14 protein-coding genes and 1 tRNA gene are annotated in these 13,331 nt (G+C 62.9%); 7 read left to right on the top strand and 8 right to left on the bottom strand.

The window, feature by feature from the left end:
* The first annotated feature begins 8 nt into the window (after positions 1-8).
* From NKI69_RS10645 to NKI69_RS10630, 4 genes are all read left to right on the top strand, one after another.
* Positions 9-980, top strand: coding sequence for a beta-ketoacyl-ACP synthase III (locus NKI69_RS10645; RefSeq protein ID WP_023810242.1), 972 nt, complete (start codon positions 9-11; stop codon positions 978-980).
* Between the two features lie 103 nt (positions 981-1,083).
* Positions 1,084-1,407: an integration host factor subunit alpha gene (locus NKI69_RS10640; protein ID WP_352721218.1), complete on the top strand. Its 324-nt coding sequence runs from the start codon at positions 1,084-1,086 to the stop codon at positions 1,405-1,407.
* A gap of 124 nt (positions 1,408-1,531) precedes the next feature.
* A complete protein-coding gene (locus tag NKI69_RS10635) occupies positions 1,532-2,071 on the top strand; it encodes a MerR family transcriptional regulator (RefSeq protein WP_023810244.1) in 540 nt (179 codons plus the stop codon).
* Positions 2,072-2,162: 91 nt separating this feature from the next.
* Positions 2,163-2,465: a hypothetical protein gene (locus tag NKI69_RS10630; protein ID WP_352629796.1), complete on the top strand. Its 303-nt coding sequence runs from the start codon at positions 2,163-2,165 to the stop codon at positions 2,463-2,465.
* Between the two features lie 65 nt (positions 2,466-2,530).
* Here NKI69_RS10630 and NKI69_RS10625 read toward each other — a convergent pair whose 3' ends face one another.
* Both NKI69_RS10625 and NKI69_RS10620 read right to left on the bottom strand, forming a co-directional pair.
* Complete coding sequence (locus tag NKI69_RS10625; protein ID WP_352629799.1) at positions 2,531-2,743, bottom strand: hypothetical protein; 213 nt, start codon at positions 2,741-2,743, stop codon at positions 2,531-2,533.
* A gap of 491 nt (positions 2,744-3,234) precedes the next feature.
* Complete coding sequence (locus NKI69_RS10620) at positions 3,235-3,849, bottom strand: hypothetical protein (protein WP_352721215.1); 615 nt, start codon at positions 3,847-3,849, stop codon at positions 3,235-3,237.
* Between the two features lie 283 nt (positions 3,850-4,132).
* Between NKI69_RS10620 and NKI69_RS10615 the strand changes: the two genes are divergently transcribed.
* A complete protein-coding gene (locus NKI69_RS10615) occupies positions 4,133-4,417 on the top strand; it encodes a helix-turn-helix domain-containing protein (RefSeq protein WP_127320647.1) in 285 nt (94 codons plus the stop codon).
* 186 nt (positions 4,418-4,603) lie between these two features.
* Positions 4,604-5,065: a YbaK/EbsC family protein gene (locus NKI69_RS10610; RefSeq protein WP_352721213.1), complete on the top strand. Its 462-nt coding sequence runs from the start codon at positions 4,604-4,606 to the stop codon at positions 5,063-5,065.
* Positions 5,066-5,184: 119 nt separating this feature from the next.
* Here the strand turns inward: NKI69_RS10610 and NKI69_RS10605 are convergent.
* The 5 genes from NKI69_RS10605 to NKI69_RS10585 all read right to left on the bottom strand — a co-directional run bounded on the left by NKI69_RS10605 (position 5,185) and on the right by NKI69_RS10585 (position 9,917).
* Positions 5,185-5,261 (bottom strand) — tRNA-Pro (locus NKI69_RS10605).
* A 56-nt stretch (positions 5,262-5,317) separates the two neighbouring features.
* Positions 5,318-6,586: an O-antigen ligase family protein gene (locus tag NKI69_RS10600; RefSeq protein ID WP_128305464.1), complete on the bottom strand. Its 1,269-nt coding sequence runs from the start codon at positions 6,584-6,586 to the stop codon at positions 5,318-5,320.
* Positions 6,583-8,118, bottom strand: coding sequence for an undecaprenyl-phosphate glucose phosphotransferase (locus NKI69_RS10595; RefSeq protein ID WP_128305463.1), 1,536 nt, complete (start codon positions 8,116-8,118; stop codon positions 6,583-6,585). Before NKI69_RS10595 ends, NKI69_RS10600 begins: the two co-directional genes overlap by 4 nt.
* A gap of 94 nt (positions 8,119-8,212) precedes the next feature.
* Positions 8,213-9,343: a glycosyltransferase family 4 protein gene (locus tag NKI69_RS10590; RefSeq protein ID WP_128305462.1), complete on the bottom strand. Its 1,131-nt coding sequence runs from the start codon at positions 9,341-9,343 to the stop codon at positions 8,213-8,215.
* 10 nt (positions 9,344-9,353) lie between these two features.
* Positions 9,354-9,917, bottom strand: a complete 564-nt coding sequence (locus NKI69_RS10585; protein ID WP_013532220.1) for a polysaccharide biosynthesis/export family protein — start codon at positions 9,915-9,917, stop codon at positions 9,354-9,356.
* A 258-nt stretch (positions 9,918-10,175) separates the two neighbouring features.
* Here NKI69_RS10585 and NKI69_RS10580 point away from each other — a divergent pair, with 258 nt between their 5' ends.
* Complete coding sequence (locus tag NKI69_RS10580; protein ID WP_352721210.1) at positions 10,176-12,446, top strand: GumC family protein; 2,271 nt, start codon at positions 10,176-10,178, stop codon at positions 12,444-12,446.
* A gap of 46 nt (positions 12,447-12,492) precedes the next feature.
* Here the strand turns inward: NKI69_RS10580 and NKI69_RS10575 are convergent, their stop codons facing one another.
* The gene (locus NKI69_RS10575) at positions 12,493-13,329 is read right to left on the bottom strand and encodes a GNAT family N-acetyltransferase (RefSeq protein WP_023810260.1); all 837 of its coding nucleotides are present in this window, start codon (positions 13,327-13,329) and stop codon (positions 12,493-12,495) included.
* Positions 13,330-13,331 lie beyond the last annotated feature (2 nt).

The following is a 13,331-nucleotide window of genomic DNA, read 5'->3' as shown; positions in this document are numbered from 1 at the left end:
AAAGAACTTTGATCAGATCAGTCGTGCGCGGCACGGGCGCCGCGCTGCCCCGCCGAATCATGAAGAATGCCGATTTCGAAGGCATGGTCGAGACCTCTGACGAGTGGATCGCCCAGCGTACCGGTATTCGCCAGCGACATATCGCTGGTGACGACGAGACCACGGCTTCGCTCGGGGAAGCAGCGGCACGTGCCGCACTTGCCAATGCGGGCCTCACGCCCGCCGACATCGATCTGATCGTGCTGGCGACCTCGACGCCAAACAACACATTCCCGGCCACCGCCGTCGAGATCCAGAACCGGCTCGGCATGCATCACGGCTTTGCCTTCGACCTGCAGGCGGTCTGTTCGGGCTTCGTCTATGCCGTGACCACCGCCGATCTCTACATCCGCGGCGGCCTGGCCAAGCGTGTCCTGGTGATCGGTTCGGAAACATTCTCGCGCATCCTCGACTGGAGCGACCGCTCGACCTGTGTGCTGTTCGGCGACGGCGCCGGCGCCATGATTCTGGAAGCAGGCGAGGGGGCGGGCACGATCGCCGACCATGGCGTTCTGGCGGCCAGCCTGCGCTCCGATGGCACGCACAAGGACAAGCTTTTCGTCGACGGCGGGCCGTCGACCACGGGTACGGTTGGCCATCTCCGGATGGAGGGTCGCGAAGTCTTCAAGCATGCGGTCGGCATGATCACCGACGTCATCGAGGCGACGTTCGCGCAAGCCGGTATCTCGGCCGATGATCTCGACTGGTTCGTGCCCCACCAGGCCAATAAACGAATTATTGACGCTTCCGCCAAGAAGCTCGGGATAGCTGAGCAAAAGGTGGTGGTTACGGTCGATTTGCACGGTAACACCTCGGCTGCTTCCGTGCCGTTGGCGCTGTCGGTGGCCGTCGCCGACGGCCGCATCAAGAAGGGCGATCTCGTCCTCCTGGAAGCGATGGGTGGCGGCTTCACCTGGGGCGCTGTCCTGGTTCGCTGGTAAGTGCCGAACGGTCCAGTTTCGGTCCTTGACCTTGACGGATCAATTACTTAGGCTCTGCCGTTGTTGTGCCGAATTTTATGTTTTGAGCTGATGGGACGGTCGCATGGGGGGAAAGACACTTACGCGCGCCGACCTTGCCGAGGCAGTTTACCGGAAGGTCGGCCTGTCGCGCACTGAATCGGCCGAGCTCGTCGAAGCGGTGCTGGATGAAATCTGCGAAGCCATCGTGCGCGGCGAAACGGTGAAGCTGTCGTCCTTCGCGACATTCCACGTCCGCTCCAAGAACGAACGCATCGGCCGCAATCCCAAGACCGGCGAGGAAGTGCCGATCCTGCCGCGTCGGGTGATGACCTTCAAGTCGTCGAATGTGCTGAAGAGCCGTATCTTGCGCTCCCATCAGAGCGGCAAGGCCAAAACCGGCAAGTAGTCCATTGCGCGGTTGAAAACTGCCGCCGCCATGACGCCGGGCTTGAATATTGCTTCATAAACCGCTGAAATAAGCCCCGATTCGGCAGGTAGGCCGGATCATCGTCCAGCGTGAGGATTCGCCCATGGACAAGAGCCCCGACGCCTTTCGTACCATCAGCGAGGTCGCCGAAGATCTCGATCTGCCGCAGCATGTGCTGCGTTTCTGGGAAACGCGTTTCAACCAGATCAAGCCGATGAAGCGCGGCGGCGGCCGTCGTTACTACCGGCCGCAGGATGTCGAACTGATCAAGGGCATTCGCCACATGCTCTACGACCAGGGCTACACCATCAAGGGCGTGCAGAAGCTGTTGCGCGAGAACGGCAACCATTTCCTGGTTGCGATCGGCAATGGCGACATGGCCGCCGTCGAGGCGATCTCACAGCGAAGGCAGGCTGACCAAGTGCCGCTGACGCCAGCGGCCCAGCCGCGTGGCATGGACGACGAACTGGTCGGCCAGCCGCGGGTGAAGCCCAGCCGCCGCTTTTTCGGCCTGGGCAAGAGCGACGAGGACGGTCCGGTGCAGCCGGATGCATCGAAACTCTCGCGCGACAACAGGGCCTTGCTGCAGGAGGCGCTGTTCGACCTCCTGGAATGCAAGCGCCTGCTTGACCAGGTGCGCTGACCGCAGCCCGACGCGACATCGATAGTTCGAAACCGGAACCCGTCTTCCGGTGAGGCGTTACGTTTCCTTCTGCAAGTGAAGGAAACACATCATGGCATCATTTTCGACCCTCTCGGACATCGATCTCGACAGGCAGGTCGCGGTTCTCAGCAAGGAACTGGCCAGCTTGAAGAGGGCTGTGGCGAAGCGAGGCGGCGCCTACTACGAGGACGGTCGCGATGCCGCGCTCGACACCTATTCCGATCTTGCCGGCCGCCTGCACGATGCCATGCCTGCAATCCGCAAACAGGGCAGGGTGATCGAGAAGTCGGCCCGCGACCATCCGGCGGCTGCCGCCGCGGTGGGCCTTGTGGTGCTCGGTCTTGTCGCCAGTCTGCTGTTCAGCCGGCGCTGAATTCTAAAACCCAAATCCCACAGATACGAGCAAGAAGAAGTGACGGCTCGCCCTAAGGTGATCCGTCATTTTCCTTGCGATCGGCCATGTCTGTTGTCGCTCCGGCATCTGGCGAGGAGCGTGTCGGCATAGAGGCGCCCAGCACCTCTGTGTCGCCGGCGCAGGAATGCGGATTGGTCAAGCCGCCAGGGCCGCTCGATTTCGCCGGTGAACGCCGGATTGGTGGTGGTGCCATAGCCAGCGCCGGGATAGACGACGATCTCACCGGCGTCGCGCATTGGATTTGCATGAATTGTCGATCCGCGATCGAGCCTCGCGGGGCGGAGTAGCCGGCCTTGGACAGGAAGCCAAGGCCGGTCTTCTCGGTGGCGGTCTGCGGAGCTTAGGCCTTGTTTCCGATCACATGGTGGTGGTGGCGGTGATGATGGTGGTGGCGGACATGGTGGCGATGATGATGGTGGTGACGATGATGCTTTGCCATCGGGGCGGCATCCGCACTCGTCGCACCGATGACGGGCACCGTGAAAGCCAATGCAACTGCAAGCCCGAGGGCCGAGAGGAGGGACTTCTTCATGGATCGTTTCCTTTTGTTTCGCGGGCGTATGGATCGGGGCGATAGCCCGGCCGCCGCGAATGGAATTACGCGCCTGAATTTTTTCGTCAGTATTTCCCGATTGTAGAATTTTGTTTCTGTACTGTTTCTGCCCAATTCAGCCTCCCGCCACCATGCACGGCAAGATCGAGAGGCGGCCATTGGCCGCCCGTCCCACTACATCGGCGGCACGACGCCGTTGTTTCCGACCACGACGCGGCTGGCGCTCAGCGCGCCGTCACTGCCCCGCTCAGCGGTGACAAAGACCGTCGCACCCGGCTTGAGGTCGGTCGGCGTCGCCGGCGCGAAGGTCACGACGGGCGTGGTGTCGGGGATCGAAATCTTCTTGGTCTGGCCATTGTCATAGGTCAGCGTGACCGATCGCCCGCTTATGTCGGTAACGTCGGCGACTGTGCCGTTGGTCATCCGGCTGTTTGGCTGCAGGTCCCAGGGGCGGTCACCCTCGCCAGTGCCTTTCAGCGCGGCCGGAAAGACCACCACCTCCAGGGCGCCGCTGCCGCCATCCGCTTTCGAAACGGAGGCAATGCCGAGGAAATCCCCCTGCTTAATGCCCTTTGCCGAGGCGTTGGCGACGCCCGAGATCTTCCAGCCGGCCTTGAGCTTGATCGCGTCGGTATCGCCCCGGCGGGTTTTCACGGTGAGCAGCGTGGGCTCAAAACTGACCACCGTGCCGCGCACACGCAGCGCGTCTGCGGCTTGGGCGGCGCCCGCGCCGGCGACGGAAAGGCTGGAAATCGTGCCGAGCACGACCATGACTGTCTTCAAGTTCATTGCAAAAAATCCTTCCGGGAACGAGCTGGCTGGAACCGGATGGTTTCACGCCAGCGACCCGGAGATAACGAATGGGCGCGGCGAAACTGCCGGCAAAAGCCCGATCAGGCCTTCAAAACAACTTGATCGCGACGTGTGCGCGAGAGGACCGCGCCAGGCACCTGGTTCACGATCCCGTGACGGCCCTTTTGGCTCTTGGCAAATCGCCGGCGAGAGGGCATCTTCCCGACCGTCTCAGGCAACACTCCTCATTTGATCAAACTCTTTCAGTCTGGAGTTGCCAATGCCCCATAATGCGAAAAGCGAACCCCACTCCGAACCGGCAACCAACGGGAGCGGGCCAGATTACAACACCCTCAGAGCGATGCGGGAGACCCGCGGTTACAGCGTGGAAGAGCTCTCCCTGACATGCGGCCTGGCGGTGGACGAGATTGAGGATATCGAAAGCGGGAGAGTGACCGACCCGTCGAAGCTGCGTCGTATTGTGTCCGCGCTTCACCTTCCCCAGGAGGCTCTGATCACCCCGGCTGCGCCGACGCCGGCGGCGCAAGGTCGATCACTGGCGTAGATCTGCACCACGCATTCCAGAGAACCCGCCAAGGCCATTGGCGGGTTTCTTTGTACCTGCCGCAGCGCTTTGCTTCAGCCTGGCACTTGCCGATCTGTCTATCGCACGTGCCTATGCGTGCCGCGGCCCTGGCTGCTGGACCCTAATCCGCCCTCCACAACGTTTTTGAACCGTCGGTTTTTAGATATGAGCCTGGAATCCGTTCGTGCCTTCTTCGCCACCCATGCGCCCGACATCCATGTCATCGTCACGCAGGTGAGCTCGGCGACGGTGACCCTGGCGGCTGAGGCGCATGGCGTGCTGCCAGCACAGATCGCCAAGACGATCTGCCTGCGCGTCGGCGACCACACCATGCTGGTGGTGACCAGCGGCATCGCCAGGCTGGACAACCGCAAGTTCAAGGACCAGTTCGGCGGCAAGCCGCGTATGCTCGACGCCACCGAGGTTGTCGAAGCAACCAGCCATCCGGTCGGCGGCGTCTGCCCGTTCGGCCTGCCGGCGCCGCTGCCGGTCTATTGTGACGTGTCGCTGCGCGAATTCGACGAGGTGGTGCCTGCCGCCGGCGCCACCAACGCCGCCGTGCGGATTGCGCCGCAGCGCATGGTTGAGCTCATTGGGGCTGAATGGGTTGATGTGTGCCAAGGGTAGAGTTGGCGCCCAAGCCGGAGTTCAAATGGGAGAGGACATGGTTGCCCAGATCCGAGATTTGGCCGGGCTGACCGGGGCATCTGGAGGGGCGGACTTCGGGGGCAAGTCCTGCTTTGAATTGGTCGGAGTGGCCGGATTCGAACCGACGACCCCTTGACCCCCAGTCAAGTGCGCTACCGGGCTGCGCTACACTCCGGACCGGTCGCGATGTATCGTGATAACCCCGTGCGGGTCAACCGAATTCCGCGACTTTTATCCCGCTGCGATTGCCGGTGCCGGCGAGCCCTGCAAGGCAGGCCGCAACAGCCGCTGATGGCTGTATTCCAGCGCGATGGCGCCCCAGATCAGGCCGAGCAGCAGATAGACGTGGCGCCAGTGGTCGATGTCGATGAAGGTGCCGAGCCCGATATTGCCGATAAAGGCGACATAGGCGCACAGGAGATAGGGCTGCCACGGCCGGTCGCGCAGCAGGATGCGGAAGCCGGCTGCTATCGTCCATAAGACGAGCGCCAGGAACGACACGAAGCCGAGCCAGCCATAATCCATCAGCATCTTCAGCCAGATGTCGTGGGTGTCTTCACCGAAGATCGTGCCGAAGACCAGCGGGCCGATGCCGAACGGATGCTCCATCGCCATTTGGAAGCCGATGCCGTAGCGGGCGAAACGGCCGAGGCGGGCGGTGTCGTAGCTCTGCTCGAGATGGGCACGGTTGGAGAACATCTCCGAGACGCCGGGCAGCTGCAGGATGACGATCATGGCGACGACCAGCAGCGCCAGTGCTGCAATCGTCATCACCACCACGCGCAGCCGGAACATTCCGCTGGCGCTCTGCAGGAACAGGCAGCCGGTGAGCAGGACGGCCGAAACGGCGAACATGCCCCAGGCACCGCGCGAGAAGGAAAAGAAGATGCCGGCGGTGATGATCAGCAGTGGTACCGCCAGCAGCGGCATGCGTGTCACCGGTCCGGTCAAAAGCAGATAGAGCAGATAGATGCCGGGCAGCACCAGGAAGGGGCCGAACACGTTCGGGTCCTGGAAGGCGCCGGCGGCACGATCGTATTTGGTGAACATCTCCGCGCCCGGAAAGGCATGGAAGTAGCCTGCAATGCCAAGCAGCGAGGTGGCCACGGCCGAAACCACATAGGCAATGAAGATCAATCGGTAGAGGCCCGGCTGTACGGCGGTGATCGATGCGAAGAACACCGCGCTGAAGGCGAGAAACAGCGAGACGGCGAGATAGAGCGGTGTGTTGGCGAGGTCCGCCATCTGCGTCATAGAGATCATGCCGCCGATGTTCATCGTCACCAGCAGCACCAGCAGCGGCGTGGCCGCGCGGGAAATCCGCAAGCCGAAAAGCGCACAGATGGCGATCAGCCCGGCCATGTAGAGCTCATAGGGCGCCGGCTCGCTGATGACGAAGCCGGACAGCAGAATGCCGAGGAAGACCGCGCCCGAGGAAATCAGCGCGACCAGCTTGGCGTTGACCGCCGCGCGCGGCAGATCATGGCTGATCGCGCTCAATAGGCGTTTTCCGTGTTGAGCAGCCGGAGCGGCGTGAGGAACAGAATCCGCAAATCGAACAGCAGCGACCAGTTCTCGATGTAGAAGAGATCATACTCGGTTCGCATGCGGATCTTCTCGTTGGTGTCCATCTCGCCGCGCCAGCCATTGATCTGCGCCCAGCCGGTGACGCCGGGCTTGACCTTGTGGCGGGCGAAATAGCCGTCGACAACCTCGTTGTAGAGCAAATTATGCGACTGTGCGGCGATGGCATGCGGGCGTGGACCGACCAGCGACAGCGAACCCAGCAGCGAGTTGAAGAACTGCGGCAGCTCGTCGATCGAGGTCTTGCGGATGAAGCGGCCGACGCGGGTGACGCGCGGGTCGTTCTTGGTCACCGTCTGCTTGGCGGTCGGATCGGCCTTGTCCGTATACATCGAACGGAACTTGTAGACCTCGATGATCTCATTGTTGAAACCGTGCCGCTTCTGATGGAACAGCACCGGCCCCTTGCTGTCGAGCTTGATGGCGATGGCGGTCGCCAGCATCACCGGCGAGAACACGACGATGCCGATCAGGCTGAAGACAATGTCGAAGGCGCGCTTGGCGACCGAATCCCAGTCGTTGATCGGCTTGTCGAAGATGTCGAGCATCGGCACCGCGCCGATGTAGGAATAGGCGCGCGGGCGAAACTGCAGCGCGTTGGAATGCGCCGAAAGCCGGATGTCGACCGGCAGCACCCACAGCTTCTTCAGCAACTGCAGAACGCGCGATTCGGCGGTCAGCGGCAGCGATACGATCAGCATGTCGATGCGGGCGATGCGGGCGAATTCGATCAGTTCCGAAATGGTGCCGAGCTTGGGGTAGCCGGCGACGATGGGCGGCGAGCGCTTGTCGCCGCGATCGTCGAAGATGCCGCAGATGCGGATATCGTTGTAGGGCTGCTTTTCGACCGAGCGGATCAGGATTTCCGCCGCCTTGCCGCCGCCGACGATGACGGCGCGCCGCTCCATGCGGCCATCGCGCGCCCAGGCCCGGATCAGCTTCGACATCACCAGCCTGAGGCCGAAGATGAGAACGAAGCCGATGACGAACCAGCTGCCGAACAAAAGGCGCGAATAGTCCTGCGACATCTTCATGACGAATGCCGTCAGCGCCATCAGGGCGAAAGTGCCGGCCCAGACGAGCAGCACGCGGCCGAAATTGGCGATGGGCCGCATCAGGGCGACGATCTGGTAGCAGTCGGTGACGTCGAGCAGCACCACGGCAAGGAACGAGCCCGCTGCGATCGTCACCGGATATTGCCAGGCGAGATAGTTGAAGAACCCGACATAGTGGAAATAGACGGCGAGTCCGGACAGGAACAGCAAGCCGAATTCGACCATGCGCAGGACACCGCTGACCATGATCGGCGACATCGTATCGCGCCGGTACTGCGAGGCGACCTGGCGGGCGACATCGTTCATGCCGCTTGGCGTGTCGCCGTCGGCCGGGCCGTCGAATTTACGCACCGCCTCTGCTGAAAAGCGGCGCGCGGGGTCGATCTCGTTCATGAGGGCTTTCCGCAAGCTTCCCCCCGGTCATAGCAAAAGAGAGCTAAGAAACCCTTGAAACAACGCATGGCTTTGGAACGGCTTGGTCCTGCGCCTACGTGTCGAGCGCGGCGAAATAGGCCTTCTCGATGTCGGCGGCCATCACATCGGCGCCGAAGCGTGCCTTGAGGTTGGCGCTATCGGGCATCAGGTCGCGATAGGCGGCCGGGTCGGCCAGCGCCTGGCTCATCCTGTCCGCGAGCTCGATCGGGTCAGGTCGGATCAGGGCGGGGGAACCGATGTCGAATATCTCCGGAATGCCGCCGACCGCGGTTGCGATCATCGACTTTCCCGCGGCAAGCGTTTCCAGGACGATATAGGGCATGGCTTCGGCGCGCGAGGGAACGATGATAAGCGCGGCAAGGGCAAAGGCCTCCCTGGCCGGCATCGGCGGCAGGAAGCGGACATGGCGCTCGAGCCCGAGGCGTTTCACTTGCCCGTGGTAACGCGGAAGGTCGTCGCCGTCGCCGACCATCACCGCGGTCAGCGCGCGGCCGAACCGCGGGCCGGCGAGCGCCAATGCGTCGATGAAGATGTCCGGTCCCTTCAGGTCGCGCATCATGCCGATATAAAGCAGGTCGGCTGCGTCCGGCGCGGTGATCACCGGCTCGAATTCAGTGGCGCGCAGGCCGTTATAGACGAGGGTGTTGGGAATGGGCGGCTCGCCTACCTTGTGGCGATAGGTCCGCCGCTCATAGTCCGAGACAAACAGCAGATAGTCGGTGAAGCGAGCCATGAAGCGCTCGAGCGCGAAGAACAGCTTTCCGGTGGTCGTGTTCTCGTCATAGTGGAGCGAGCCGCCATGCGGCGAATAAAGGCGGGCTACGCGAGACCTTGATACCCGCAACAATGAGCCGAACAGACGGGCATAGGCGCCACCCTTGGCGCCGTGCCCATGCAGTACGTCCGGCCGCAATTCCTTGATGATCCTGTACGTGCGCCAGGCCGAGGCAAGGTCGCCGGGACCGACGTGGCGCTGCATCGGCGTGCGATGAATGCCGAGCGCCAGCAAGTCCTTCATCTGCTCGAACAGATGTTCCTCGAACGTGCCGCCTGTCGTCGAATCGCAGACGATGCCGACGGAATGCCCGGCGGCGACCTGCGCCTCGGCCAGGTCGCGCACATGCCGGAAAATTCCTCCGACGGGTGAGCGAAAGCAATGGACGATCCTGAGCCTGTCCGCCACTTGGTATCTGTCAGAACAGACGTTCGCGGACGTAGACCGTATCGCCCGGCAGCAACGGGTCGGAGGTGACCACGCGGCCGGTCATCACCTTGCCGTTGATGTCGCGGGTGATGTCGACGCTTTCCTGGTTGGCGCGCGGCGTGAAGCCGCCGGCAATGGCGATCGCCTTCTGCACCGTCAGGCCGGGAACATAGGAATATTGGCCGGCGGCACCCACTTCGCCCATGACGAAGATCGGGCGGTAGCGGTCGATCTCGACCGAAACGTCGGGATCGCGCAGATAGCCTTGCCGCAATTTGTCGGCAATCTCCTTTTCCATTTGCTGCGCGGTGTGGCCGCGCGCTGGTATGGCGCCGACAAGCGGGAAGGAGAGATAGCCGGATTGATCGACGCTGTAGGTGTTGGTCAGCCCGTCCTGCTCGAACACGGTCACGCGGACGCGGTCGCCGGCGCCAAGACGGTAGGGCTGATCGAGCACCTCATGGAAGGCGGCCGGCGTCGGCCGGTAGCTGGAACAGCCAGCCAGCATCGATACGGCAAGCAGCGCGCGAAACAGGGAAGCAGTGCTTTTCATGGCCGGACAGGTACCTTCGACTGGTCGCTGCAACGTCGCAGCAACTCTAGGGATCGAGGTCCGTTATCATCCTGTTAGGGTTAATGGCCGGTAAAGGGAGCGGCCGACACGTGGCGCATCGGCAACAGTTTTTGTGATTTTTGGCGGTTTTGTTTGTCACCCGCCAGTAAACCCTAACGGAAACTTACCACGATCTTAACGGCTGAGTTACCATAGTTGTTTACGGTGCGTGCTGACCCAGTATCGGAGTAGGGATGCATGTCCGTTCAGTCCGCGGCCGCAGATGTCGATGTCGATCTCAGGCAGCTCTTCGCCAGCCTGGCGAGGAACTGGCTGCGTATAGTCCTCGTCGTCCTGTTGGCAACCGGGCTGGCCTTCGCTTTCGCCTCGCTGGCAACCCGGCACTACAAAGCCGAGACGCAGGTGGAGATCGCGCCGCGCGAATCCATCTACACGCGGCCGGCCAGCAACAACAACGACACCGACAAGCCTATTCTCGACGAACAGGGCGTCGCCACCCAGGTCCAGATCATTTCCTCGAACGAAATCCTCAAGCAGGTCTCGCAAAAGCTCGGTCTGGAAAAACTGCCCGAGTTCAATGAAGCGCTCGACATGTCGGCGCTGAGCCGCGCTCTGGTCCTGGTCGGCCTGAAAAGCGACCCGATGGAAATTCCGACGGAAGAGCGCGTGCTCAAGAAAATGCACGAGAAGCTCAACGTCTATGGCGTCGAGAAGACCCGCATCATTGCCATCGAGTTCTCATCGGAAGATCCCAAGCTCGCGGCCGCCACACCAGACGCGATCGCCGCCGCCTATATAGCGGGGCAAGGGGCGGCCAAGCTCGAATCGAACAGCGCCGCGGCGGACTTCCTGGCGCCGGAAATCGCCGACCTGCAGCGGCAGGTCAAGGATGCCGAGGCGAAGGTCGCCGCTTATCGCGCCCAGTCCGATCTTCTGATGGGTGGCAACAATTCGGTGCTGGCCACCCAGCAGCTTTCAGAACTGTCGAGCGAACTGTCGAAAGTGCGCGCCAACCGCGCCGCTGCGGAAGCGACCGCCGACGGTGTGCGCAGGGCGCTGCAGAATGGCGGTTCGCTGGATGCCGTGCCGGAGGTTCTGTCATCGGACCTGATCCAACGCTTGCGTGAGCGACAGGTCGAATTGCGCTCCAACATCGCCGATCTGTCGACGACACTGCTTGGCAATCATCCGCGCATTCGCGCGCTGAAATCGCAACTGTCCGATCTCGACGCGCAGATCCGCAGCGAGGCCCAGAAGATCATGAAAGGCCTGTTGATGCAGGCCGAGACCGCAAAGGCCCGCGAGAACCAGCTTGTCGCAGACGTCAACACGTTGAAGGCCGCTTCGGCGCAGGCCGGCGAACAGCAGGTCGATCTCGACGCACTGCAGCGCGACGCGACCGCCAAGCGACAGCAACTCGAGCTCTACCTGACCAACTACCGCGAAGCGGCATCGCGCCAGGATCGCAACTATCTGCCGGTCGACGCCCGGATCGCCTCGAAGGCTTCTGTTCCCTCCGAGGCCTATTTCCCGAAGGTCGGGCCGATCGTCGGCGCGGCTTTCGCCCCATCGCTGCTGATCATGGCCATCGTGACGCTTCTGCGGGAGCTGTTTTCAGGCCGCGCGATGCGGCCGGCGAGCGGTTCCCGTTTCGAACGGATCGATGAGGTCGCAATGCCCCGTGTGGCGCAGGCGCCGGTCGCCAAGCCATTTCTCCGCCAGGAGCCTGCCGTTTTGCAGGACCCCGTCGTTCGCCAGGAGCTGCCTGAACCTGCGGATGAAGCAGATGCGGAGCCCTATGCCGCCGCGATGCCGGCCATGGCCGAGGCGCCGGATGTGGTCGCAATGCCCGCAACTGCGGCGACAGAGCAAACGGCTGTCGAGCCCGAACCGGCGCGTTCCACCTTGGGCGAGATCGATATCGAGAAAGCTGCCGAAAAGCTGATCTCCAGCGGTGCGGCGCGCGCCATATTCGTCTCGCCGGAAGGCGACGAGGCGGCTGCATCCGCGATCCTGGTGGCGCGCGAGGTCGCCGACGCCGGGCTGCGCGTGCTGTTGCTGGACCTCACCGCGTCGGGGGCCGCCTCGCGGCCGATGCTGGACAGCGGCCTTTTCCCGGGCATCACCAACCTGCTCGCTTCGGAAGCGCAGTTCAGCGACGTCATCCACGCCGATCTCTACTCGGACTGTCACGTCATTCCCGTCGGAACCGCCGATCCGGTTCGTGCCATGCGTGCCGCCGACCGGCTGCCGATCATCATGCAGTCGCTGACGACAGCCTACGACCTGGTCGTGGTCGAGTGCGGACCGGCCGACGCGCAAGGCATCGGCCGCCTGACCGGCGATGCCACCGAGGTCTTTCTCTCCATGCTGGAGGCCGACGATGAGGTGACGCAGGCTGCGGTCAAGCTGATCGAGAACGGCTACCCCGACCTGACGCTGGTGACGCCGCTCGGCCACGAACCGCCCGGCAATCCGGTGCCGGGACGGCGCACTGCCGCTGCCTGAGGGAGCCGCGGATCGCTTGGCGGAACCGTTCTGCGGTTCGCCCGATCTATCCCAGTTCAAGCGTCGTTACGCCGAACACCCTTTGCAGGTCCAGTTCCGGGGCAGGACCTTTGTACATGCGCGTGGTGGTGAAGGTCGGCGCAAAGCCGGCCGCATCGAGCGCAGTTATGAAGCCGGTGTTATCGGCGGGGACGTCGATGTGCAGCTCGCCGCCCTCACAGGCACCGGCCAGTCCCTCCAGGAGTTGCAAAGCGGTTTCCATGTCGTCGGCAAACAGCGGGCCGATCTTGAAGCCGGATCGACAGCGGCGCGCCACACCAAAGCCGGTGACGCCGCGCGAACCGATCGCCGCCAGTCCATGATGCGGTTCCTGCAGCCATCCCTGCAGGAAGGCCCATCGTGACGCCGGAAAACAATGGGAGTCATAGGCGACGATGTCGGACAGGAGCTGCTTTGTAATCATCCGCAGCCCATCGTCCCTGACCGCCGGGCCTGCCTTGCGCCCGGTGAAGCGGATGGTCTCGTAGGCCGGTGCGAAGCCCTTGCGCCGGTAATTGGCCTGCTGCTCGGCGACGCCGTCAAGGCCGACGGTCCGGCCAACGAGCCTTTTCATGCCGGCGTCCCACACCGTCTTGCCGTAGCCCATGCCGCGCATGTCAGGCCGGGAGATGTAGAGGCCGATGAAACCGAATTCGCTTCCATAGGCCACGGCCGAAATTGCCGCAGCCATGTCGTCGCCGACAAAGGCGCCGATGAAGCCTTCGGGGTCCGCCGCCTGGAGCATCGCCGGGTCTTCAAGACCTGGGTTCCAGCCTTCCGCGGCCGCCCAGTCGACGAGAAGCCCCAGTTCCTGCAGGGACAGTGTGCGGATGATCGGCTTCATGG

The organism is Mesorhizobium sp. M0491 (genome assembly GCF_040321265.1).
GTDB lineage: Bacteria > Pseudomonadota > Alphaproteobacteria > Rhizobiales > Rhizobiaceae > Mesorhizobium.
The sequence above is the reverse complement of the archived record's forward strand: the minus strand, read 5'-3'. Positions and strand labels throughout refer to the sequence as shown.

What these genes read in the sequence shown, in the direction of transcription:
- NKI69_RS10610 (WP_352721213.1), top strand. Translation starts at nt 4,604, where the DNA reads ATGAGCCTGGAATCCGTTCGTGCCTTCTTCGCCACCCATGCGCCCGAC.
- NKI69_RS10625 (WP_352629799.1), bottom strand. Translation starts at nt 2,743, where the DNA reads ATGCGCGACGCCGGTGAGATCGTCGTCTATCCCGGCGCTGGCTATGGC.
- NKI69_RS10640 (WP_352721218.1), top strand. Translation starts at nt 1,084, where the DNA reads ATGGGGGGAAAGACACTTACGCGCGCCGACCTTGCCGAGGCAGTTTAC.
- NKI69_RS10575 (WP_023810260.1), bottom strand. Translation starts at nt 13,329, where the DNA reads ATGAAGCCGATCATCCGCACACTGTCCCTGCAGGAACTGGGGCTTCTC.
- NKI69_RS10595 (WP_128305463.1), bottom strand. Translation starts at nt 8,118, where the DNA reads ATGAACGAGATCGACCCCGCGCGCCGCTTTTCAGCAGAGGCGGTGCGT.
- NKI69_RS10580 (WP_352721210.1), top strand. Translation starts at nt 10,176, where the DNA reads ATGTCCGTTCAGTCCGCGGCCGCAGATGTCGATGTCGATCTCAGGCAG.
- NKI69_RS10620 (WP_352721215.1), bottom strand. Translation starts at nt 3,849, where the DNA reads ATGAACTTGAAGACAGTCATGGTCGTGCTCGGCACGATTTCCAGCCTT.
- NKI69_RS10615 (WP_127320647.1), top strand. Translation starts at nt 4,133, where the DNA reads ATGCCCCATAATGCGAAAAGCGAACCCCACTCCGAACCGGCAACCAAC.
- NKI69_RS10630 (WP_352629796.1), top strand. Translation starts at nt 2,163, where the DNA reads ATGGCATCATTTTCGACCCTCTCGGACATCGATCTCGACAGGCAGGTC.
- NKI69_RS10585 (WP_013532220.1), bottom strand. Translation starts at nt 9,917, where the DNA reads ATGAAAAGCACTGCTTCCCTGTTTCGCGCGCTGCTTGCCGTATCGATG.
- NKI69_RS10635 (WP_023810244.1), top strand. Translation starts at nt 1,532, where the DNA reads ATGGACAAGAGCCCCGACGCCTTTCGTACCATCAGCGAGGTCGCCGAA.